This is a genomic window from Psychrobacillus sp. NPDC096426 (genome assembly GCF_044762745.1).
Taxonomy (GTDB): domain Bacteria; phylum Bacillota; class Bacilli; order Bacillales_A; family Planococcaceae; genus Psychrobacillus.
Window position 1 is genome coordinate 1 of record NZ_JBIWEX010000026.1, and the last position, 23,720, is coordinate 23,720.

The window sequence follows — 23,720 nt, forward strand, 5'->3', positions numbered from 1 at the left end:
ATCAGAAGAAGCAAGCTTCTTCATCATTCGCTCGACTTGCATGTATTAGGCACGCCGCCAGCGTTCGTCCTGAGCCAGGATCAAACTCTCCATAAAGTCCGACTGTCGATATACAGCGCATTGCGTTGTCAACTTCTTTCGTTCAGTTGGTCACGTACGTTAGTACGCTCCCTCCTTCTCTCAATCGTTTCCTAGCACTGCACCACATCTCGACAGCCGGCAAAATAAATAAGTTTAAAAGCTCATTTTGTTTTTGCTGGCATCATCATTAAATGATGTCAAAATTATTTTGCTATCGGACTAACTGAAGTTAGTCTTTCAAGCTATATGTCTTAACGTTTTGCATGTTCAGTTTTCAATGTTCATTTTGTTATGTCGTTTTTTGCGACTTCTCTACTTTATCACTTTCAACAAACAGAGTCAAGAAGTTTTTTGAAAAACTTTTTTGTCTTAAGTTTGTTGTTTCGTTTTTAACGACGCTTATTATAATACATCAGGTAGCATTAGATTGTCAACAATAAAAACGAACAAATTACTCGTTCGTTTTTATTGTGCACTCATTAACCCTTTACTTTGTAGTATCTATGCATGATTTTATTGCTTTTAGTAGTCTGTTCTTCTATTAAAATAAATCCCTTATCTACTAGAAACTCAATAAAAACTTCAAGATCTACTGAATATTTTTTCAGTTCTTCTTGTTCATGGATCTCTTGGATAGCCCAAAATTCTTTGGAAGACAAAACTTCTAATATATGTTGAGCTCCATCCTTTGTTCTTGAATGAATCAGAAACTCACTAGCTAAAAAAAGAAGTTCTAGTCTTTTCTCTAACGATTCCTTACTTGAAATAAGTTCATCATATAATTTATAAATAGCAGGATCTAGTTGTTTGACTTGTTTCCAAACCATCACCTCTGGATGCATCCCATTTTCGAATACAGCTAGACGAGCTAAATGATGTAAAGAATCTACTATATGGTTATAGGCATCTAGATAATTCAGCTGTTCAAAAAATACTTTACCTTCCATGTATCTTCTACTAAGCTTTGCAAATTCAATACCCATTCTTACCTTTCTTCCGTTTATCGGAAAATCATATAACTCTTTTTTCAGGTTTTCTACATATTCATTACGATCAAATACAACTCGTCCATTAATAATCCAATCAACTAGTTTAGGATTGGTTCCTACTAGTAACCATTTTCTTAATTGTTTTTCCGTAATAATATGCATTGCTGTCTTCTTTTCATCATATGAATAATGCTTTGTAAAAATTGGTTTTTCCGCTTCTAATGTTACTATCAATAAAATAGAATCAAAAGTATCTGTAATAGGGCTAACTTCCTCACGTTTTTCTACTGATATGATTCCTATCGTATTTGGATCACTTGCTCTTTCTTGATAAATTGGTCTCAATAACGCTTCCAAAATGAAGCCTCCTTTGTTTCCTTCTAATATAGCTTTTCGACAATTAGTTTTAATTTCCTTCTATGCTTACTTCAAAACATTACTTACTCCTAAAATATGATATAGTGGATTTAGAATTTAGGAGGATGAAAAATGAAACCTTATAAAAACAAAATAAATCGAATACGCTCCTTTGCCCTTGGACTCATATTCTTTGGATTTATCATAATGTATGGCGCCATTTTTTTTAGAGAAAATGCATTTTTAGTTACGATTTTTATGACGCTTGGATTATTATCCATTATAGGTAGTACAGTAGTATATGGTTGGATTGGTTTACTATCGACAAAAGCAGTTCAAGTAGTGTGTCCTAACTGCGGAAAGCATACAAAAGTTTTAGGTAGAGTGGATATGTGTATGTATTGCAAAGAACCACTTACACTTGATCCAAGTCTAGAGGGACAAGAATTCGATCAATCACTAAATAGAAAGAACTAATTGGACACTTAGCTTTTATAGTAACATAATATTCGAGTCCAATAAAAAACGAGCGTAGACGATACGCTCGTTTTTTATTGGACTTTTGTCGCTTGTTCTTTACAAGTAGGACATGTTCCGTATATTTCCATACGATGTGAACTTACATCAAATCCGGTTAGATGGGACGCTAAATGCTCGACTTCATCGAGACCAGGATAATGGAAATCCACAATTTTACCACATGAATTACAAATCATATGATAATGGTCATTCGTGATAAAATCGAATCTACTAGAAGAATCACCGTACGTAAGTTCTTTAACTAATCCCGCTTCTCTAAAAACGCGCAGGTTATTATAAACTGTTGCAACACTCATGCTTGGAAATTTACGTTCAAGTGCTTTATATATATCGTCCGCGGTCGGATGTGACATAGATTGGATAATAAATTCCAATATCGCATGGCGTTGAGGTGTGATTCGTACACCAGTTGATTTCAATGTATCTAAAGCATCTCTTAAATGTACTTCCGTCATCGCAATGCACCTCTCTTCATTCTCTTCATATTCATTATTAGTTTGTAATTGTTATAATAAGTATAATGAAGAAATGTAGGAACTGTCAAATTTTAAGGTATTATGGGAATTAGCGCTCTTTTAATAGCCTCTTTTTATATCAATAATATTTTCCAGTTGGTCACTACCGCTTATCCATTCCGTTAAGTTTCTACAAAAGATTTCTAGCGCTCTTACAACATATTGCGAAGAATGGCTCGAAGCATGAGGAGATATGATGACATTGTTCATCTTCCAAAACGGATGTCCTTCTTGAAGTGGCTCTTTTTCAAAAACATCTAATACAGCATATGCTATGCTCTCTTCTTTTAATGCTTGGAGTAATTCTTCTTCTTTTAAAACATCTCCTCTGCCAAAATTCATAAAGATGGCAGATCGTTTCATACATTGAAAATGCTCAGAGGTAAGCAAATGTTTTGTTTCTCCTGTGCTAGGTAAAATCGATATGACAATATCCGCATCCGGCAATACTTCTTTTAGTCTATTAAAAGAAACCATTGTATCCATAGAAGGTGCCATTTTGCCACTTCGATTACAACCAATGGTATGTACACCAAAAGCTTGTAAAATTCTACCAACCTCACAACCAATTGCACCAGTGCCAAGTATTACTGCTGTTGAACCAAATAGCTCCGATGAATTCAATTTTCGTGACCACTCCCCTTTTCGCTGGTTGTCAGCCATAATTGGAAGTGATTTTTTGATGGAAAGTATATGGGCAAGAATGGACTCTGCCATTGGAATTTTATGAATCCCTCGAACATTCGTCAACATAATATTCCGACTAACTATTTCATCTAGTGGCATCTTTTCTAGTCCTGCAGAAGCAACCATTATCCATTTTAGTTGAGTCGCCGTTTTCAAATGGGACGCACGAAGATCTTCTCCATACGTCACGAGTATATCAGCATTTTTTAAAGCTTCTTCATCTAACGGTTTTCGAAAGATGAAGTCTGCTTGTGGAAACTTTTCTATTAAGCTAGATTGTTGATCTTGTTTCGGATAAAAGGAGAATAATATCTTCACAGTTGCTCACCATTAGAAGCTAATATTTTTAATGTTTCTAATGCTTCTTCTACATGCCCATCCACTTTTACTTTACGCCATTCTTTCACGACAGTACCTGTAGGATCGATTAAAAACGTAGAGCGTTCAATCCCCATAAATTCTTTTCCGAACATCTTTTTCAACTTCCATACACCATATGCTTCGGATACTGCATGCGTATCATCGATTAATAACGAGAATGGAAGACCATGTTTTGCGATGAATTTGGAATGTGCATTTTCATCATCTGGGCTGACCCCTAAAATAACAGCATTTAAATCAGTAAATTTCTCATGGGCATCCCTAAAATCACACGCTTCTGTTGTGCAACCAGGAGTTGCGTCCTTTGGGTAAAAATACAAAACAACATATTGCTTTCCTGCAAAGTCATCTAATGATACAATTTTCCCTTGCTCATCTTTCAATGAAAACTTTGGTGCAATCATTCCTTCGAGTATTGTCATCCTTTTCCCTCCCTAAATTCTACTTCTATCGTATCGAATTACTGGGGGAGATTCAATTTCTTTAGCGTTTTTCAACATAATTGTCTACAATAGAAACATACGAAAATGGCGGAGGTTATAAATAATGAAACAATCAACATCTGAACAAATACAAATAGAAGCACAGGAACATATCGTAGGTGGTGTAAATAGCCCATCTAGATCATATAAAGCAGTTGGTGGAGGAGCACCAATCGTAATGGAACGAGCAGAAGGAGCTTACTTTTTCGATGTAGATGGCAATAAATATATTGATTACTTAGCTGCCTACGGGCCTATTATTACGGGGCATGCACACCCTCATATTACAGAAGCAATTACAAAAGCTGCACAAACGGGTTTACTATATGGTACTCCTACAAAGCATGAAGTGACTTTTGCCAAAATGTTAAAAGAAGCAATCCCTTCTATGGATAAAGTGCGTTTTGTAAACTCAGGTACAGAAGCTGTAATGACTACTATCCGCGTTGCACGTGCCTATACTGGTAGAACAAAAGTTATGAAATTTGCTGGATGTTACCACGGACATTCCGATTTAGTATTAGTAGCTGCCGGATCAGGTCCTGCTACACTTGGAACACCCGATTCCGCTGGAGTACCACAGTCCATTGCAAAAGAAGTTATTACGATTCCTTTCAATGACCCTAAATCATATGAAGAAGCAATGGAAAAATGGGGAGAAGAACTTGCATGTATTTTAGTAGAGCCAATCGTAGGAAACTTCGGTATGGTAGAACCCAATGAAGGATTTTTACCACTTGTTCATAAATTAGCAAAAGAAAAAGGTGCACTTGTCATATATGATGAAGTAATTACAGCATTCCGTTTTCACTACGGTGCTGCGTCTACAATGTTAAATGAAACACCAGACTTAACTGCACTTGGAAAAATTATTGGTGGCGGTCTACCAATCGGAGCTTACGGTGGGAAAAAGGAAATTATGGAACAAGTCGCTCCATTAGGACCTGCCTATCAAGCAGGAACGATGGCTGGGAATCCAGCTTCTATGCAAGCAGGAATTGCTTGTCTTGAAGTATTGCAAATGCCGGGAGTGTATGATGAATTAGACCGACTTGGTGCAATGTTAGAAGCTGGCATAATAGAAGCAGGGAAGAAGAATGAGATTACAATTACCGTAAATCGTATAAAAGGTGCACTATCCGTTTATTTTACAGATGTAAAAGTAGAAAATTACGAGCAGGCCGAAGCAAGTGATGGAGAATTATTTGCTAAGTTTTTCAAACTAATGCTAGCACAAGGGATTAATCTCGCTCCATCTAAATATGAAGCTTGGTTTATCACCATTGCGCATACAGAAGAGGATATTAAAGAAACGATTACTGCGGTCCATCATGCATTCGCCCAGTTAAAGCAGTTAACACTTGAAACCGGCACGAAATGAAAGGATAAGATTCAATGAAATTAGGAGCTCGCGTTTTTAAAACTGGAGTAGCCATCGTTTTCTCGTTATTCATAGCTGATTTACTCCAGCTTCCTAGTCCTGTTTTTGCAGGAATAGCTGCAATTTTTGCCATTCAACCTTCTATATATAGATCCTATTTGACTGTAATCGAGCAAGTACAATCTAATATAATAGGGGCAGCAATTGCAGTGATTTTTGCACTTATGTTTGGGAATCACTTTATAGCCGTTGGATTTGCTGCAATCGTTGCAATTATGCTCATGTTAAAATTAAAGTTAGAAAAAACAATTTCTTTAGCACTTGTCACTGTTATTGCCATCATGGAAATCCAAAGTGATAACTTTTTCACATTTTCTTTAATACGATTTTCAACTGTTTTAGTAGGTGTCATTTCTGCATTTATTGTGAATCTCATCTTTCTACCGCCAAAATTTGAATCCAAATTATTTAATGCGATACATTATACCCAAGACGAGATTATTCGCTGGACTCGAATAGCGGTCCGTAGTGCATCGGAGCATAGCTCTACAAAACAAGCAATCAATCAACTAAAAGAACGTCTAGCTCGAGTAGATCAACTATATTCATTTTTCAAAGAAGAACGTGGTTATACAAAAAAAGCAATTTATACGAAAGGGAGAAAATTAGTTATTTATCGTGAACTAATTTCCACTTCTTATAAAAGCTTAGATGTACTGAAAAGACTTCATCTCCATGAGAATGAGATTTTGGAACTTCCGGATCACTTCCGAATGATGATAAAGGAACGATTAGATGCACTTTTAGCTTATCATGAACAACTACATTTAAAGTTCATCGGAAAGTTAAAGCCAGAACATATTGAATGGAATGGATCAGAAGCTTTTATTCAAAGACAAGAAGTAATGGACATTTTCGTTCAACAAATTGCTTTAACTAGAATAGAAGAAGAATTCTCGACGTATCACTTATTACATCTATTATCATCCATTTTAAAATACGAAGAACAACTAGAGCATGTGGATACGTTAATCACATCCTATTTGAATTTTCATAGTGAAGAGCTTACCGTAGAAATAGAAGAAACGCCATACTAAGAAAAATGCATGCGCCTATGTCTGCCCCGACAGGCACGCTTTTCTGCGACGAGCTTTGCGCAGGAGCAAAATGGGGATGTGGTAGGTCTGCAAAGTACGCCACTTCCTGTGGCAAAGCAGACATGACCCGCTTCGTGCGGGCCCAGGAGGCAGCTCCTCAGCCAAGCCACCACAAGCGATTTTGTTTGCGATGAGCTTGCGCAGGAGCAGCTTTTTCACATTTGACCCCGAGGGGCTAGGCGCTGGAGCTCGATCGAAACTAAGTAAGAAAGTATATACTTTCTTATCTGCCAGAAAAAACGTGTCACCTAAATAGCTAGGTGACACGTTTTTAATTTTTCATACGTGGATCTAGTGCATCTCTCAACCCATCGCCCATTAAATTGAATCCTAGCACCGTCAACATAATAGCAATTCCCGGGAAAATCATCGCCCACGGTGCGTTACGTAAAACAACACGTGCGTCTGCAAGCATTTTCCCCCATTCAGGTGTTGGTGCTTGAGCCCCTAAACCAAGAAAGCCTAAAGCTGCCGCTTCAATAATTGCAGAAGCAACCGCAAGTGTACCTGCGACAATCACAGGAGCCATAGAATTCGGAAGAATATGAGAGAATAAGATTCGAATATCTTTCATCCCGATCGCTTTTGCCGATGTTATGTACTCCTCTTCTTTTATACTTAACACTTTCGAACGAATGAGTCGACCGAAGTTAGGAATATTAATAATCGCAATAGCAATTAACGCATTTTGTAAAGATGGGCCTAATACTGAAACAACCGCAATTGCAAGTAAAATACTTGGGAAAGCAAGCATAATATCAAATATTCGCGATATGATCGTATCAATCCACTTCCCGTAATAACCAGCAATTATTCCTAAAATACTTCCTACAACTACGGACCCAACCACGGAAGAGAATCCAACCCGTAAAGATATTCGAGCACCATGTATAATTCGTGAAAAAATATCTCGTCCAAAATCATCTGTTCCAAACCAATATTGACTGGACGGAGGAAGTAGACGATCTTTTAAAAGCTGATCATTAATTCCTTGTGGTGCAAAAAAAGGACCGATAAACGCTAAAACTACGAAAAAGAAGACGATTCCTGCTCCAACTAACGCCACTTTGTTTTTACGAAAGCTTCGCCATGCATCTAGCCAAGGACCCGTCGACGTATTTGTATTAGCCATTATTTCACTAGTCGAATTTGGAACCATTTGCGTCATATTCATTTCCCCCTTTTAGTCGTATTTAATCCTTGGGTCGATTAACCCATATAAAATATCTACTATTAAGTTAATCATGACAAAAATGAATGCAACAATAAGAATACCTGATTGAATGACTGGATAATCTCGAAATTGAATTGCTTCATAAATGTATCTTCCAATTCCTGGCCAACTAAAGATTGTTTCTGTTAAAATAGCTCCTCCGAGTAACATTCCTGTTTGAAGTCCGATAACAGTTAAAACTGGAATAATAGCATTTTTTAAGGCATGTTTGTAAACAACCCAAAACATTTTTTGCCCTTTTGCTCTTGCAGTACGGACATAGTCAGCACGCATTACTTCTAGCATACTTGATCTCGTCATACGAGCAATGATAGCCATTGGTATAGTCGCAAGTGCAATCCCTGGTAACACTAAATGCTTCAGCACTTGACCTAACTGATCAAAACGACCATTCAATATTGCGTCTAGTACATATAAGTTCGTTACTGGTGACACTGGATTCCTTACTTCTTCTCTACCAGATATCGGTAACCATTGAAGCTCAACTCCGAAAAACCATTGTTCCATTAAACCTAGCCAAAAAATTGGCATCGAAACGCCAATTAATGCAATAATCATTGCGGCATAATCGAACCATGAATTTTGGAACCACGCAGAAATAATACCGGCATTGACCCCAATAATGACAGCGATAATAATAGCAAACAAAGCGAGTTCAAATGTAGCTGCTAAATATGGCCAAATTTCTTTTGTAACCGGTTGAACTGTACGCATCGATTCCCCTAGATCTCCTTTAAAGAGTGCTGCTAAGTAATCGAAGTATTGTACATACCATGGATTATCTAATCCTAATTTAAGGCGCAATGCTTCTATTGCTTCTTTTGATGCTAATTGTCCTAAAATTACTTGTGCTGGGTCACCAGGAATTGCTCGAATAATCATAAATACAACAAATGTCATACCTAGTAAGACAGGGATTAATTGCAGTAATCTTTTTCCGATATAGTGGAGCACTGTCTTCACCTCTCCATCAAATTGAATAAAAAAGGGAGAAATCACGAAGATCTCTCCCCTTCACGATCAAATTCGCCTTGGCGTATTTGCTTCCGCTTCTCTTCGTTCAGCTTCGCAGAAAACAGTGCGCCCAGATTTTTATCGAGCTCGCTCGATAAATTCCTCTAAAAAATCTGTGACATCCGCCGGAGGCTTTAACTTTATTCGGCAGGGGTTTGTAGACCCCCATTGAATTGTATGCTGCTTTGCTTTCTTCTCACCACATATAGAAGTGAGAGACTTCTGCTGAATGAAGTGTTAATTACTTAAAGTCGACGTTTGTTAATTTATCAGATCCAGTAGGATGTGGTAAGAAATTTACGATATCCGCTGTACCTGCAAGTAATGGAGTGGAGTGAGCAAGCGGTACCCAAGGTGCATCTTCAAAGATGATTTCTTGCGCTTGTTTATACAACTCATTACGTTTATCTTCATCTACTTCTGTTTGTGCCTGAATTAAGATTTTGTGTAAGTCTTGGTTGTCATAATATGTGTAATTGTTACTTCCAATGTTATCGCCATCCAGTAAAACATAGATGAAGTTATCTGCATCTCCGTTATCACCTGTCCAACCTAGCATGAAAGCATCTGCTTCCCCATTCCGTGCTTTTTCTAAATACGTTGCCCATTCGAAAGAAACGATTGTTGCTTTAACGCCAATATCCTCTAAATTCTTTTGAATAACTTCCGCAACTTTTGCTCCATCTGGCATATACGGACGTGGAACAGGCATTGCCCATAGTTCCATTTCAAATCCATCAGCAAACCCAGCTTCTGCTAGTAATTGTTTTGCTTTTTCTGGATCATATTCATACCCTGGAATATCTTCATTGTATCCACTAATAGATGGAGGCATTGGGTTTTTCGCAATTTCTGCACGACCTTCGAAAAACGCGTCAACGATTGATTGTTTATCAATTGCATAGTTAATCGCTTGACGAACTTTTACATTGTCGAAAGGAGGACGTGTAGTCGTTAAACCTAAATATCCTACATTCATCGATGGACGTTTAAATAATTGTAGATTAGAATCGCCCTCTACAGTAGCAGCGTCTGACGGATTAATACCATCTGCCAAATCAATTTTATTCGCAAGTAATTCATTTAATCGAGCTGAATTATCTGGTATTGCACGGAAAATGATTTTATCCAATTTAGGAAAACCCGCATTCCAGTATTCTGGAAATTTCTCAATCGTAATTGAGTCATTACGTTTCCACTCTACAAATTTAAATGGTCCAGTTCCAACTGGATTATCACCAAACTTGTTACCAGCTGCCTCAAAAGCAGTTGGGCTTGCAATTCCGAAAGGGCTCATTGCAATATTTTTTAAGAACGGTGCTTGTGCGCGTTTTAACTTGAATACTACTGTGTAATCTCCATCCGCAGTTACAGACTCAATTACATGACCTTCATCTCCTACAAATCCACCGAACATGGAAGCGTAGTATGGGAATTTGTCTTCTGAACCATTTGCCCAACGCTCAAAGTTTTTCACTACAGCTTCTGCGTTAAAGTCTGTTCCATCATGGAATTTAACCCCTTCGCGAAGTGTGAAAGTGTACGTAAGTCCATCTTCAGAAGGCTCCCATTTCGTTGCTAATCCTTCATTGATCGTTGTATCTTGTTCTCCAAAGTTTAATAGTGTTTCAAATACGTTTTGTGTTACTTTGAATGATTCTCCATCGGTTACAGCTGCTGGGTCTAGTGATACGGAATCTCCACCGCGACCAAAAATAAGCACTTTTTCTTCAGCTGTTGTAGAACCAGTATCCCCTTGTGTTGATCCTTCGTTTTCTTTTTCTGTGTTACTTTCGGATGCGTCGTCAGAACTACATGCAGCAAGAACTACACTTAGCGCTACTAACATCAAAAGCAAAAACGACCAGATTTTCTTTTTTCCCAAATTAACCCCTCCGTAAATATATTATCAATGCTGCGCTTGCTCATTATATAAATGGCAGGCAACAAAATGACCAGTTTTTACTTCTTCTAACTTAGGTACCATAGATGTACACACTTCCATCTTAAACGGACATCTAGTATGGAAAGTACAACCAGTAGGCGGATTTGAAGGACTTGGAATGTCTCCTTCTAGAATAATCTGCTCCCTTTGATGTTGTGGATCTGGAACAGGGACTGCTGAAAGTAACGCTTTCGTATATGGATGAAGTGGCTCTGCATATAATGACTCACTAGTAGCAAGCTCTGCCATTCTTCCTAAATACATAACGCCAACGCGATCACTTATATGACGCACCACCCCTAAATCATGCGCAATAAATATATACGTTAGCTTTAATTCTTTTTGTAAATCTTGCATAAGATTAAGTACTTGGGCTTGTATCGAAACATCAAGTGCAGAAACTGGCTCATCTGCAATGATTAACTTCGGATTTGTCATTAATGCTCTTGCAATGCCAATACGTTGTCTTTGCCCACCACTAAATTGATGGGGATATCTTTTAGCATGGTAACTACTTAAACCGACAATTTCTAGAAAGTCATATACTTTCTTTTTACGGCTCTTTGCATTTCCGATATTATGGACAATCAGTGGTTCCATTAAAATTTTTTCAACCGTATGTCTCGGATTTAGCGATGCATATGGATCTTGAAAAACCATTTGAATTTCTCTTCGTGCTTTTCTCATTGCTGTACTGGATATGCTCGTCAATTCTTTTCCTTGAAATGTTACTTTACCTTCAGTCGGCTCTAGTAATCTCATAAGCATTCGACCCGTTGTAGATTTTCCACAACCTGATTCTCCTACAATTCCCAATGTCTCTCCTTCATTCACATGGAAAGATATATCATCCACCGCTTTCACATAACCGGATTGTTTTGCTAATACACCAGAACGGATAGGAAAATACTTTTTTAATCCTTCAACTTGTAGCAGCGGTTTTGTCATTAACTCCCACCTCCTTCTCATCGTATAAGAAGCATCTTGTTTTATGATGAGCGGATGTTTCATATAAAGGAGGATTTTCTTCTGTACATCTTCCGAACACCGATTCACATCTTGCTGCAAATCGACATCCCGTTGGAATAGTTCCAGGCTTCGGTACATTTCCAGGTATGGAATACAAACGCTGCTTTTTGTAGCGCATATCAGGCACAGAAGCTATTAGCCCCTTCGTATAAGGATGTTGCGGATTATCGAATATCGTTTCAACTGTCCCCTCTTCTACTACTTTCCCAGCATACATCACAACTACACGCTCGCAGGTTTCCGCTACTACCCCCAAATCATGGGTAATTAAAATAACTGCGGTATTCAGTCTTTCATTCAATTCTCGCATTAGCTTCAAAATTTGTGCTTGAATCGTTACATCTAGCGCCGTGGTCGGCTCATCTGCAATGAGAACCTTTGGGTCACAAACGAGCGCCATCGCAATCATTACGCGTTGCCGCATCCCCCCTGAGAGCTGATGAGGATAATTCTTCATTAATTCCTCTGCCCTAGGTAGACCAACAAGCTTCAACATTTCAATCGCTCTTACTTTAACTTGTTTTTTACTCCAGTCTTTTTTGTGCAGAGTGATCGCTTCTACTAACTGGTTTCCTATTGTAAATAAAGGATTTAAAGATGTCATCGGTTCTTGGAAAATCATCGCCACCTCATTACCACGAATTTTCCGCATTTCCTTCTCAGAGAACTTTGTTAAGTCTTTACCTTTATACAAGATTTGACCATTTGTAATTTTCCCAGGTGGGCTTGGAACAAGGCCCATTATAGAAAGTGACGTAACACTTTTTCCACAGCCTGATTCTCCAACTATTCCTAGTATCTCTCCTTCTTTCACGTGAAAATCTACATAGTCCACAGATGGAATAATACCGTCATCTGTGAAAAAGGAAGTTTGGAGGTCTTTCACTTCTAAAATGATTTCACGCTCTGCCATAACGCACCCCTTTATTTTTGTATAATTTATAATTTTCTATTAATTAATAAGATATATTAATATTTTACACATATTAACCCTATATGCAACACTTTTTCAAAACACTTGAAACTATTTTCATAAGGGAGACCATTTATATGTGAGTAATTATACATATGATTAAATATCCATTCGCATTTTATCTGCACTAAAAAACGCCCTATAAGCATAAAAAGAACTTATAGGACGCTTTATATTCATATTAATTATCTAATTGTTGTATTTGAAATAAATTATAATATACATTTTTTTGATTCATTAATTCCGCATGATTTCCACTTTCAACTACCCGACCATCTTCAATAACGAATATATTATCCGCATGCGTAATCGTGGAAAGTCTGTGTGCAACAATCATAGTTGTACGATTTGAAGCTAAACGTTCCAAGGAATCTTGAATTAATGATTCACTCTCTAAATCTAATGCCGAAGTCGCTTCATCTAGAACTAAAATCGTTGGGTTTTTCAAAAATACTCGTGCAATGGCCACACGCTGTTTTTGCCCACCAGAAAGCTTCACGCCACGCTCGCCTACTTTTGTCTCATAGCCTTCTGGCAATTGCATGATGAAATCATGCGCATTCGCTGCTTTTGCCGCTTCAATCACTTCTTCATCTGTAGCATTCGGGTTTCCCATTAATATATTCGATTTAACCGAATCACTAAATAAAATATTATCTTGTAGCACAATTCCTACATGCTTTCTTAATGATTCCACCGTAACATCACGAATATCGTGTCCATCCACTCGTACACTTCCATCTGTTACATCATAAAATCTAGGTATTAGACTAATAATTGTAGACTTACCACCACCACTCATTCCAACAAATGCTACCGTTTCACCAGCTTTTACGTGGAAATCCACATTGTTTAATATTGTATTCCCATCTTTTTCATATTTGAATGAAACATTCGAAAAAGTAACTTCGCCTGTAATATTTCCTAATGTAGAAGCCCCTTTTTTATCAACAATATCGTATTCTTCATCCATCAATTCAAAGACACGATCCATTGAAGCGAATGACTGCGTTAATGTTGTGGAGGAATTAACTAAGCGTCTGAGAGGACTATATAAACGTTCAATATATGCAACAAAAGCAGCCATCGTTCCGACTGATAATCTTCCATTAATCGCTTCGTACCCCGCGTAGGCAATGACTAAAAGAGGTGCAATATCTGTTATCGTATTAACGACAGCGAACGCCTTTGCATTCCATATAGTTTGATCAACGGCTTTATCTAAAAACTCACCATTTGCTTTGTTAAATAATTTTTGTTCGTGCTTCTCTAATGTAAATGTTTTAATAATACTCATACCTTGTACACGTTCATGCAAATAACTTTGTACCCCCGCTAAAGCTTGCGAACGTTTTCTCGTTAAATCGCGTAGTCTTCCAAAAAAGTATTTCACACTAAATGCATAAAACGGAAAGGCTAGCAATGTTACGAGCGTTAACTTCACATTCATCGTTAGCATAATACCAATTGCGATTAAGATTGTTGCTAAATCTAGCCAGACATTCATTAGTCCAATGATTACAAAGTTTTTTGTTTGCTCTACGTCATTTATTACCCTGGAAATAACTTCTCCAGCCCGCGTATTAGAATAGTATTTTAAACCAAGTTTTTGAAGATGGACATAAAGTTTTTCACGTATATCAAAGAGTATTTTATTACTTACTAACTGTGCTAAATATTGTCTATAATACTCAATCGGTGGACGAACAATTAAAAAGACTAATGCAGTCCCCCCTAGCCAATAAACTAATTGCTGTATTTTTTCATCTACTGTTAATGTTTCCGCATCAATAATATTATCGATAACGATTTTGATAAGAATTGGTATGAATAATGGTATCGCAAATTTGATAATTCCAATAACGATCGTTAAAAATATTTGAAAGTTATACGGTTTAACAAATTGCATATACCGTTTGAATGACCCCATGTAGTAACTTCCTTTCTAAAAATCAAATTCGCCTTGGCGTATTTGCGCCCAGATTTTTATCGAGCCCACTCGATAAATTCCTCTAAAAATTTGTGGCATCCGCCGGAGGCTTTAACTTCATTCAGCATGGGTTTGTGGACCCATGCTGAATGAAGTTAAAAAAACCTGTTGTATGTATTCAACAGGTTTTTCGTCTACTCATTTAGCTGTTTATTAAAATGATAGCGACTCGTCCATGCCTCGATAAAATCCGGAGCAAATGGTCCCCTTCTTTGCTTTATCCAAGAAATGAGTTTTTCAATATTTCGATCAAGAATACCGTCCATTTCTTTCGGATACTTCATTTCTTTTTTATGTTGTTCGTATTCATCTTCATCTAGAATTGTATAGGTCATGTCTGGAAAAACCTTTACATCTAAATCGTAATCAATATACTTTAACCGCCCATCATTATAAACAAAAGGCGAACTCATATTGACATAATAGTATACACCATCTTCTCTTAACATACAAATGATGTTAAACCAATGTTCGGCATGAAAATAACAAATGGAAGGTTCTCTTGTAACCCAAGTTCGACCATCCGCCTCAATAACAAGCGTTCGCTCATTTGCCCCTATTACAATATTTTTGGTCCCTTTTAAAACCATTGTTTCTTGCCAGACACGATGGATACTACCGTTATGCTTGTAGCTGTGAATTTGTATCATTTCTCCTTCTGTTGGAATCGCCATCATTTAGCCACCTTTTCGACAAGCGTAAAAATAATTCGCCTTGGCGTATTTGCTGAAATAAATTAAATTTTTTCTTATTTAATCATTATAACAATCCATTCCGAAAAACTATAGTAAAAAAAATCAGCGAAGGCAAAATGCCTTCGCTGATTTTTGGTGAACCCATGCAACTATTTTGTTTGGTTATAAGAACTACCTGCTTGACCGTTAGCTTGTTGTTTTTTCATCTCAGCTTGACGGTTTTGTTCTCTTACCTCTTGAACATCAGTTTCAGATGCAAATTCAGGGGTCTTGAATTTGTTCTGAGATTGACCGCTTTGAGATTGGCGGTTCTGTTCTCTTACTTCTTGAACATTCGTTTCTGAAGCGTTGTTTTTCTTTGTCATGGATTTCACCTCCGGTACACAAATATCTTGTGCACTTTTAGGCTTTATATGCATTTAAAAAAACGAAAAAACTTTTATTAAATACTTCGATCGCATTCATCAATGATTCCTGTCTTTCCATGCGTTCCATATTTTTAGTACTGGTACTGGCATTGGTTGATTGGCTATTTCTTCTATATTGAACCACTTGCACGCTGTTGGAAGTTTCTTTTCCACGAGCAATTTGCCATCAAAGCTTTCCATCTCCCATACTAAATGAGAAAATACATGTTTGAACGTAACTAATTCTTCCCCTTTTAAAATTTCTATCCCATAGTTATGTTCGATTATTTCTTCTATAGTATGTGTTACCGTTGGAAGCTCTACCATTGGAAATTGCCACATATTAGCGAGTAAACCTTTCGATGGTCTCTTTTCTAATAAAATTCGATCATGATCATCCTCTACAACAACTGCTTTCAATTTGTGTACTTTCGTTTTTTTATTAATCGTTTTAATCGGTAACTGTTCTTGCATTCCTTCAAAAAATGCCGTGCAATTTTCTCTCACTGGACATAATAAACACTTTGGTTTTGTCGGCGTGCATATAATAGCTCCAAGTTCCATTAATCCTTGATTGAACGCAGAAGGATTGTCCTCATCGATTAACTCCATCACTGCTTCTTCAAATATTTTCTTCGTTTTTGGCTTCGCGATATCTTCTTTTATCAATAAAAGACGAGAAAGAACCCGCATGACATTACCGTCTACTGCATGCTCTGGAACTCCGTACGCTATACTAAGAACTGCTCCAGCGGTATATGGTCCTACACCTTTTAATGAGGAAATTTCTTTTCGGGTATTTGGAACGGTACTCCCATATGATTCAACGACTTCTCTTACGCCTGCTTGTAAATTTCGTGCACGGGAATAATAGCCTAAACCTTCCCATTCTTTTAGTAATTCTTCTTCTTTTGCATGTGCAAGCGATTCAAGGGAAGGATATTTTGCGATAAATCTTTCATAATAAGGTATAACGGTATCTACCTTTGTTTGTTGAAGCATCACTTCAGATACCCAAATCTTATATGGATCTTTTGTCTTCCTCCAAGGTAAATCACGTTTTTCTTCTAAAAACCAGGATACTAAAGCATTTCTGACTTGTGTTTTATATAATTCGTTCAATGTTAAGTCCTTCCTTACGATTATTGACATGAAAAAGGGGGTATATCATTAATAAGTACTTTGTTATTTTATCGATTTTATTTTATGATGGGAATAACTTAGTATCCAAAAAGGAGCTGGTGAAGCATGGATACAGGTACACATATTGTTATGGGTATTGCACTTGGTGGATTAGCACTTGCGGATCCCGTCGTTGCAAGTAGTACCCTAACGACTACTGCTGTTATTGCAGGCACAATTATTGGATCTCAGGCACCTGATATAGATACAGTATTAAAATTGCGAAATAATGCAGTGTATATTCGACATCATCGTGGTATTACGCATTCAATTCCGGCGGTTATATTATGGCCGTTACTAATTTCGGGCGTACTATGGCTCATCATACCAGAAGCAAACTTATTGCATTTATGGTTATGGACGTTTTTGGCTGTTTTTTTACATGTGTTTGTTGATATTTTTAATTCTTACGGAACTCAAGCTTTGCGACCGTTTTCAAGAAAGTGGGTTGCGCTTGGTGTTATTAATACATTTGACCCGATTATTTTCGGTATCCACATAATCGGTTTGTTGTTTTGGATGTTTGGTGCGAATCCAGTTTCAACATTTCTTATTATGTACGCGATTATATTCGTCTATTACATTTTACGATTTGCTGTTCAAAGCGCAGTTAAAAATTCCGTGAAGCATACGATACCCGATGCGGATGAAATTATTGTCGCTCCTACGATGAAATTTTTCCAATGGCGAGTTGCTGCCATTTCGGAAACTCATCATTATGTCGGACGCGCTTATGGTAGATCTATTTCTATTTATGATAAATTTGAAAAAGTACCATTACCCGAAACTGATCTAGTAAAAGCTGCACTAGAAGATAAAAACGTAAGTGCATTTACTTCGTTCTCGCCAATTTTTAGATGGGAAATTACGAAATTTGAAAAACTATATGAAGTTCGATTAATCGATCTTCGTTATAGAAGTAATGATTACTATCCATTTGTTGCAGTAGCTCATTTAAATGAAGAGCTAGAAATTATCAATTCCTACACAGGCTGGATTTTTAGCGAAGACAAACTTCGAAAAAAACTCGACTTCATGCCAAATTGAAATGCGAAAGCGCTAGGATCTAACATGTCCTAGCGTTTTATTAATGAAAGAAATCGTCTGTTTCTAGTAAGTGCTTGTACTTTTCATTCGTACTCGCAAATTCATGAAGCTGTTCACCGTAACTTTCTATCCATTTTTTAATAACCATTTCCGTTACTGCAGCTCCTTTATATTCGTAACCAGCACGGGCATAAGACGATTCAAAGTCTGACCAAAGCAGTTCTATCCATGTACGTGCTTTTGCTGCCGACAATTGGTCATTTTTTTCGAGCAATTGATAGATTAATGCATCTATTTTTGTTTGCATATTATTTCCCTTCCTTTAATGGCTCTAATAAGGAAATAGGTAACGCTTCTTCATACTTATCGCCACCTAAACGGTATCCCCATGCAAATCTACCTTTTAAGTACTCCACTTGAAAGAATATACCAGGATCACTCGTAATTCTGTACATTTCTCCCGTTTTAATGGAGGAAGGATCTGTTAAGAAGCTTTGAGCCATTGTTGCTTTTCTTTCATATACTGCATATTCATTTACTATTCCGAGCTGTTCTGCTTTTCGCGCTTTCTCTTTTAAATTGGCGATTTCTGCTCTCAGTTCTAGTTCGGTCATGTCACTATATTTTTTTTCACTCATGTTGTTCCAGCTCCTTTTTTTCTATATACAAATCAATATGTTCGGCAGGAAATCCTTTTTGATATAACGCTTGTTTAACACGTCTTCTCAAATCGAAGCCACTATATTTAGAAGCGTATTTTCTCCAAATGCTATCGCCTTGACTTCCGATGATTTCTACCCATTCTTCTTCGTTTTTTTCCAGTTCAAAGGAGGCTATCGCTTGGGAAATAATCGTAAAATTATATCCTTTTCTTTGCAAAGCATCCTGTACTTTTTGTTTTATTTGTCTTGGCGTTTTCGTCTCGTTTTGATTAATGATTTTCTCCGTTAATGTACGTGCAATTGTAAGTTGCTCTTCTTCCGAATATCCGGCCAATACTTCTTCTTGAAGATCCTTTTCAATCCCTTTTTTCTTTAACTCTTGCCTTATAGCCGCCGGACCTTTTTTACTATTTTTCTTTTGCGTAGCTACTAATGCTTTTGTAAAACTTTCATCATTTAAAAAACCATGCTCATACAGTTTGCGGATAGCCTCCAATATGACCGCTTCTCCAAATTCACTTTGTAGAAGCTTTTGTTTTACTTCATGCTCGCTTCGCATGCGATAACTTAAAAAGTGAATTGCTTTATTATAAGCCTTTCTTACTTCATCATCAAAAACCATTTCATCGATTGTAAATGCTTCGATTACTTTTCCTTTTGTCAGTTGATACTTGATCAACACTGCTTCGTCCAAACTAAAAGCGTACTTTTCATCTAAGTATAAATTATACCGTTCATTATTGTTTTTTTGACGACCTATTTTTGTAATAATCGGCATACGTATATCTCTCCATTCATCTTTCTACTATTATAACGTATATATTCATAGGTGATAAATGTTTCGCAGCAAATGGATTTACATTTGAATTTCCTAATTTACCAAAAGCTTTATCCGACATTTATTCGTGAATAAATAAAACGCTCTAGCGCAATCTACTTATAAAGGAGGTTGCGTTTTAATGTGGAAATATCATGTATTTGGAATCGTCATAGCAGCTTTTGTCATTAGTATGGGCTTCTTCTATCAACCATTCGCAGCACAAGCGAAAGAAATTCATTGGGGATTTAAAAAAACAACAAATGAAATCCCTCCTGAAGCTGGAGCAGAGTTAGATGCTATGCTTAAGAAACATGGCGCCGTTTATAAAGGATCTCCAGACGAAAAAATCATTTATTTCACTTTTGATAATGGGTATGAAAACGGCTATACCGAAAGTATTTTAGATACGCTAAAAAAAGAAAATATTAAAGCGACATTCTTTTTAACAGGGCATTATTTAGAAAGCGCTACTCCACTTGTAAAACGGATGATTACAGATGGGCATCAAATCGGAAACCACTCTTATGGACATCCAAACTTAGCAAGACTTTCAAAAGAAGGAGTTCAAAAAGAACTAAAACAGTTCGACCAAAAATTAAGTGAACTAACATCATTAAAAAGAACAACTGTTACTCGACCGCCTGAAGGGACCTTTAATGAGCAAGTGTTAGAAGCTGCAAATGAAATCGGTTATCAGCATATCTTTTGGTCCATTGCTTTTATTGATTGGCATCGAGATCAGAAAAAAGGTGGAAAATACGCCTATGATCAATTAATATCTCAAATTCATCCTGGAGCAATCATCTTAATGCATACAGTTTCTCCAGATAATGCAGAAGGTCTTCCAATGTTCATCGCTGAAGCAAGAAAAATGGGTTATACATTTGGAACACTTGATCAATTAAACATGAATAATCAGGATATTCCATCTTATTTGCAACCATGATATTGTCCTTTATAATAGAAGGAAGATTATAAAGGACGTGAAGCAATGAAAGAACAAGCAGTGATACAAGTAGGACAAGAATTTCCTCTAACGATAAAAAGGCTCGGGATTAATGGAGAAGGTGTCGGATTCTTTAAACGAAATGTTGTTTTTGTAAAAGGTGCGCTTCCAGGCGAAGTAATTACAGCACAAGTTACAGAAACAAAAAACAAATACGCTGAAGCGGTGATCAAGAAAATCCGTCAAGCTTCTCCAGACCGAGTAACACCACCATGTCTGATCTATGACACATGTGGAGGCTGCCAACTACAACATATGACATACGAAAGACAGCTAATCGAAAAAAGAGATCTAGTCATGCAGGCACTTGAACGCTATGTGAAAGATTTAGCTACAGAAATTGAAGTGAAACAAACAATTGGAATGGAAGATCCATGGAACTATCGCAATAAAAGCCAGTTCCAAGTAAGACAGCTCGGCCGTAATGTCATTGCTGGTCTCTATGCAGAAAGCTCCAACAAACTAATTGATATTAATAAATGTATTGTTCAACATCCTGTAACAACGCATATCACAAATGAAATTAAAGGGTTTTTACAAAAACTGAATATCCCTATCTATGACGAAAAAAATCCTCAAGGAATTGTTCGTACAATCGTCGTACGTACTGGTATGAAAACTGGCCAAATCCAAGTGACGCTCGTTACAACAAAAAAGAAAATGCCTCACAAGGAAGATCTTGTTCAACTTATTCGTGCAATCGATCCTAATATTGTGTCCATTAGCCAAAATATTAATGCAGAAAAAACATCACTAGTATTTGGTGAGACAACTTTTAATCTATTTGGGAAAGAAACGATCCATGAAAAACTTGGAGAACTTGCTTTTGACTTGTCTGCGCGTGCCTTCTTCCAGCTGAACCCTGAACAGACCGAGCATTTATATAACGAAATTGAAAAAGCGGCAGCATTAACTGGTAAAGAAACGGTAGTCGACGCTTATTGTGGCGTTGGAACAATCGGACTTTGGCTTGCTAAAAACGCCAAAGAAGTTCGAGGAATGGATATTGTGGAAGAATCTATCCAAGATGCTAAAAGGAATGCAAAACGAAATGGTTTTAGCAATACAAAATATGTACAAGGGACAGCTAAACAATGGCTTGGAAAATGGAAAAATGAAGGCTTCGTTCCAGACGTGCTAACAGTTGATCCACCACGAGCTGGACTCGATGACGAATTACTAAAAACCATTCTAGACATTAAACCTAAACGTTTTGTTTACACATCTTGTAACCCGTCTACGCTTGCAAAAGACTTACAACAATTGACTAAAGTGTATGATGTGAAATACATTCAACCAGTGGATATGTTCCCTCAAACTTCACATGTGGAGGCTGTTACGTTGTTGGAATTGAAGAAATAATACTACCTTAGCATTGGTGAATGGCAGAATGCTCCCCCTTGTTCTACTAGTAAATCTGGTGTGGAATGTTTTTTAGCAAAATACTCATCCTATAGAAAAGGAGATGAGATTAATTATGCTAAAAGCATTTATTGCAGTTGGGATGTTTCTTACAATCAATTCAGTACTATTCTATATCCCAGCTATTGTTCCTGCACTACAAGAAACTCCAGCCTATGCTAAGTGGGGGCAGCTGGCTATAGAAGAGGCACAATCCAAATATCCCAGTGCGAATATTATTGATTACTTGCATGAAGGTAGCGAAACTAAACACGATTCAACCATTGAAAAGTTTAAGCTATGGTTAAAAGATGGTGACCACGAATTCGGCGTTTTTGTGAGAATCGAGTATAGTACTATAACTAAGAAAGTGGTAAATATTGAACTGCAAGAAACTATAAGATAAAATATCTACATCTAAAAAGATCCAATAATATTAAAGGTTAGCCAAGAGATCTGGTTAGCCTTTTTTGTACGTCCTTGGAGCCGAGCTTGCTGTTAAAAAAGGACAAATGAAGGAACTGAAACGTTATAATCTAGGGATAATGCGTCTTAGTGAGATACCGCAATAGCAGTTGATTTTCGCTCCAGGCGGACGCTTTCAGCGGGCACGGCTTCAATCAACAAAATGTGCTAACGAAATAGTGAGTAGTAGCTTCTATATGTTAGGATTAACCAAATAATGTATATTTTCATCATCATAATGGCCTTCTCTAATTCAGTAAATTCCTTGTTTAGAGAATTGATTGCTTTCATACCCAAATCGGTTGCTCATGTGCTAATTTGATTGCTTTCAACTTAGAACTAGTTGCCTCCCATAATCAATTGGTTGCCCTTAGCCATCTACTGGATATTACTTAATGAAATATTTGCTAAAAGTGTATTTTCCTCTGCTAATAAATCTATCAATTTTTAAAGCAATTCGCTAATTAGTAGCAATCTTGTGGATTGGAGCGGAAGGGCGGCGACTCCGGCGGAGGCCAACAGGATGTTGGTCACGAAGGCGTTGCCACACGATGTGGCGCTCTTAGCCTTTGTTCCTTAGTGAGACAGATGAGACTTCACAACGTACGCGTTAGCGGCGGTGAAGGCTCATCGCTCACCCCATGGAAAGCGTCCGCCCTGCAGCGGAAATGCTAGCGGTAATCTCCTTAAGACGCATTTTACCTAATAAGCGCAACTTTTTCTACTGTAAGGTTTGTCCGAGATGGTTGTTTTGCTTTATCAATAGTGAGACACTATGTTACTATATGATCATAATTATAATATTTATAAAAAACCTTATAAGGAATGGTGGCTAAATAATGGCTAGCGAGAACACTCCAAAAGTAACAATTGAAACAATAGTTAATGCACCAGCAGAAAAAGTATGGGAATATTGGACCAAGCCGAATCATTTAACAAAATGGAATAGTGCTTCAGACGATTGGCACACGCCATTTGCAGAAAATGATTTGCGGGCTGGCGGTAAATTTCTTTCGAGAATGGAAGCGAAAGACGGAAGTTTTGGTTTTGATTTTGGTGGTGTATATGATGAAGTAAAATTACATGAATTCATCTCTTACACATTAGGTGACGGAAGAAAAGTGGAAACAACTTTTCTCAATCAAGAAAATGACACGAAGATCATACAAGTATTTGATCCAGAAACGGAAAATCCTATCGAAATGCAGCAACAAGGTTGGCAAGCAATTTTAAATAATTTTAAAAAATATGCAGAGCAACAATAATAATAAGAGCAGTCA

The 23,720-nt window shown here is 37.2% G+C and carries 24 protein-coding genes and 1 rRNA gene; 8 read left to right on the top strand and 17 right to left on the bottom strand.

The features are described from left to right. Both ACIQYS_RS18270 and ACIQYS_RS18275 read right to left on the bottom strand, forming a co-directional pair. A 16S ribosomal RNA gene (locus ACIQYS_RS18270) occupies positions 1–96 on the bottom strand; the annotation flags it as partial. A 464-nt stretch (positions 97–560) separates the two neighbouring features. After that, positions 561–1,427 (bottom strand): nucleotidyltransferase-like protein, encoded by an 867-nt coding sequence (locus ACIQYS_RS18275; RefSeq protein WP_402983084.1) that lies wholly within the window; start codon positions 1,425–1,427, stop codon positions 561–563. A 132-nt stretch (positions 1,428–1,559) separates the two neighbouring features. Here ACIQYS_RS18275 and ACIQYS_RS18280 point away from each other — a divergent pair, with 132 nt between their 5' ends. Further along, positions 1,560–1,904, top strand: coding sequence for a YgzB family protein (locus ACIQYS_RS18280; RefSeq protein WP_402983087.1), 345 nt, complete (start codon positions 1,560–1,562; stop codon positions 1,902–1,904). A gap of 74 nt (positions 1,905–1,978) precedes the next feature. Here ACIQYS_RS18280 and perR read toward each other — a convergent pair whose 3' ends face one another. The 3 genes from perR to bcp form a co-directional block, all read right to left on the bottom strand. Continuing rightward, positions 1,979–2,422 (bottom strand): peroxide-responsive transcriptional repressor PerR, encoded by a 444-nt coding sequence (gene perR / locus ACIQYS_RS18285; protein ID WP_402983090.1) that lies wholly within the window; start codon positions 2,420–2,422, stop codon positions 1,979–1,981. Between the two features lie 120 nt (positions 2,423–2,542). After that, a complete protein-coding gene (locus tag ACIQYS_RS18290; protein WP_402983093.1) occupies positions 2,543–3,487 on the bottom strand; it encodes a D-2-hydroxyacid dehydrogenase in 945 nt (314 codons plus the stop codon). After that, a complete protein-coding gene (bcp, locus tag ACIQYS_RS18295) occupies positions 3,484–3,972 on the bottom strand; it encodes a thioredoxin-dependent thiol peroxidase (protein ID WP_402983096.1) in 489 nt (162 codons plus the stop codon). The genes ACIQYS_RS18290 and bcp overlap by 4 nt, the downstream gene beginning before the upstream one ends. Before the next feature lie 124 nt (positions 3,973–4,096). Here bcp and ACIQYS_RS18300 point away from each other — a divergent pair, with 124 nt between their 5' ends. Together ACIQYS_RS18300 and ACIQYS_RS18305 are read left to right on the top strand one after the other, a co-directional pair. Beyond that, on the top strand, positions 4,097–5,413 hold the full coding sequence (locus tag ACIQYS_RS18300) for a glutamate-1-semialdehyde 2,1-aminomutase (protein WP_402983099.1): 1,317 nt from the start codon (positions 4,097–4,099) through the stop codon (positions 5,411–5,413). A gap of 14 nt (positions 5,414–5,427) precedes the next feature. After that, positions 5,428–6,510: an FUSC family protein gene (locus tag ACIQYS_RS18305; RefSeq protein ID WP_402983102.1), complete on the top strand. Its 1,083-nt coding sequence runs from the start codon at positions 5,428–5,430 to the stop codon at positions 6,508–6,510. A gap of 331 nt (positions 6,511–6,841) precedes the next feature. Here ACIQYS_RS18305 and ACIQYS_RS18310 read toward each other — a convergent pair whose 3' ends face one another. The 9 genes from ACIQYS_RS18310 to mutY form a co-directional block, all read right to left on the bottom strand. Continuing rightward, positions 6,842–7,729, bottom strand: a complete 888-nt coding sequence (locus ACIQYS_RS18310) for an ABC transporter permease (RefSeq protein WP_402983263.1) — start codon at positions 7,727–7,729, stop codon at positions 6,842–6,844. Positions 7,730–7,753: 24 nt separating this feature from the next. Beyond that, the gene (locus ACIQYS_RS18315) at positions 7,754–8,758 is read right to left on the bottom strand and encodes an ABC transporter permease (RefSeq protein WP_402983266.1); all 1,005 of its coding nucleotides are present in this window, start codon (positions 8,756–8,758) and stop codon (positions 7,754–7,756) included. Positions 8,759–9,059: 301 nt separating this feature from the next. After that, the gene (locus ACIQYS_RS18320; protein WP_402983105.1) at positions 9,060–10,703 is read right to left on the bottom strand and encodes an ABC transporter substrate-binding protein; all 1,644 of its coding nucleotides are present in this window, start codon (positions 10,701–10,703) and stop codon (positions 9,060–9,062) included. Positions 10,704–10,727: 24 nt separating this feature from the next. Continuing rightward, entirely contained in the window at positions 10,728–11,711 is a 984-nt protein-coding gene (locus ACIQYS_RS18325) for an ABC transporter ATP-binding protein (protein WP_402983108.1), read from the bottom strand. After that, positions 11,686–12,705 (bottom strand): ABC transporter ATP-binding protein, encoded by a 1,020-nt coding sequence (locus ACIQYS_RS18330; RefSeq protein WP_402983111.1) that lies wholly within the window; start codon positions 12,703–12,705, stop codon positions 11,686–11,688. Before ACIQYS_RS18330 ends, ACIQYS_RS18325 begins: the two co-directional genes overlap by 26 nt. Before the next feature lie 241 nt (positions 12,706–12,946). Then, positions 12,947–14,695 carry an ABC transporter ATP-binding protein gene (locus tag ACIQYS_RS18335; RefSeq protein ID WP_402983113.1) on the bottom strand — a complete coding sequence of 583 codons (1,749 nt, stop codon included), beginning with the start codon at positions 14,693–14,695 and terminating at the stop codon, positions 12,947–12,949. A gap of 194 nt (positions 14,696–14,889) precedes the next feature. Further along, a complete protein-coding gene (ntdP, locus tag ACIQYS_RS18340) occupies positions 14,890–15,429 on the bottom strand; it encodes a nucleoside tri-diphosphate phosphatase (RefSeq protein WP_402983116.1) in 540 nt (179 codons plus the stop codon). A 170-nt stretch (positions 15,430–15,599) separates the two neighbouring features. Further along, positions 15,600–15,869, bottom strand: a complete 270-nt coding sequence (locus tag ACIQYS_RS18345; RefSeq protein WP_402983119.1) for a gamma-type small acid-soluble spore protein — start codon at positions 15,867–15,869, stop codon at positions 15,600–15,602. 45 nt (positions 15,870–15,914) lie between these two features. Next, entirely contained in the window at positions 15,915–16,979 is a 1,065-nt protein-coding gene (gene mutY, locus ACIQYS_RS18350; RefSeq protein WP_402983122.1) for an A/G-specific adenine glycosylase, read from the bottom strand. A 126-nt stretch (positions 16,980–17,105) separates the two neighbouring features. Here mutY and ACIQYS_RS18355 point away from each other — a divergent pair, with 126 nt between their 5' ends. Further along, positions 17,106–18,086 carry a metal-dependent hydrolase gene (locus tag ACIQYS_RS18355; protein WP_402983125.1) on the top strand — a complete coding sequence of 327 codons (981 nt, stop codon included), beginning with the start codon at positions 17,106–17,108 and terminating at the stop codon, positions 18,084–18,086. A 40-nt stretch (positions 18,087–18,126) separates the two neighbouring features. Here the strand turns inward: ACIQYS_RS18355 and ACIQYS_RS18360 are convergent, their stop codons facing one another. The 3 genes from ACIQYS_RS18360 to recX are packed head-to-tail and all read right to left on the bottom strand — an operon-like array spanning position 18,127 to position 19,526. After that, positions 18,127–18,393: a YfhJ family protein gene (locus ACIQYS_RS18360; protein WP_402983128.1), complete on the bottom strand. Its 267-nt coding sequence runs from the start codon at positions 18,391–18,393 to the stop codon at positions 18,127–18,129. A gap of 1 nt (position 18,394) precedes the next feature. Then, a complete protein-coding gene (locus tag ACIQYS_RS18365; RefSeq protein WP_402983131.1) occupies positions 18,395–18,724 on the bottom strand; it encodes a YfhH family protein in 330 nt (109 codons plus the stop codon). Then, positions 18,717–19,526 (bottom strand): recombination regulator RecX, encoded by an 810-nt coding sequence (gene recX, locus ACIQYS_RS18370; protein WP_402983134.1) that lies wholly within the window; start codon positions 19,524–19,526, stop codon positions 18,717–18,719. Before recX ends, ACIQYS_RS18365 begins: the two co-directional genes overlap by 8 nt. Before the next feature lie 181 nt (positions 19,527–19,707). Between recX and ACIQYS_RS18375 the strand changes: the two genes are divergently transcribed. The 4 genes from ACIQYS_RS18375 (at position 19,708) to ACIQYS_RS18390 (ending at position 23,705) form a co-directional block, all read left to right on the top strand. Beyond that, the gene (locus ACIQYS_RS18375) at positions 19,708–20,514 is read left to right on the top strand and encodes a polysaccharide deacetylase family protein (RefSeq protein ID WP_402983137.1); all 807 of its coding nucleotides are present in this window, start codon (positions 19,708–19,710) and stop codon (positions 20,512–20,514) included. A 45-nt stretch (positions 20,515–20,559) separates the two neighbouring features. Beyond that, positions 20,560–21,936, top strand: coding sequence for a 23S rRNA (uracil(1939)-C(5))-methyltransferase RlmD (gene rlmD / locus ACIQYS_RS18380; RefSeq protein ID WP_402983140.1), 1,377 nt, complete (start codon positions 20,560–20,562; stop codon positions 21,934–21,936). A 115-nt stretch (positions 21,937–22,051) separates the two neighbouring features. Beyond that, positions 22,052–22,381: a DUF3889 domain-containing protein gene (locus ACIQYS_RS18385; protein WP_402983143.1), complete on the top strand. Its 330-nt coding sequence runs from the start codon at positions 22,052–22,054 to the stop codon at positions 22,379–22,381. 898 nt (positions 22,382–23,279) lie between these two features. Next, positions 23,280–23,705, top strand: a complete 426-nt coding sequence (locus ACIQYS_RS18390; protein ID WP_402983146.1) for an SRPBCC family protein — start codon at positions 23,280–23,282, stop codon at positions 23,703–23,705. Positions 23,706–23,720 lie beyond the last annotated feature (15 nt).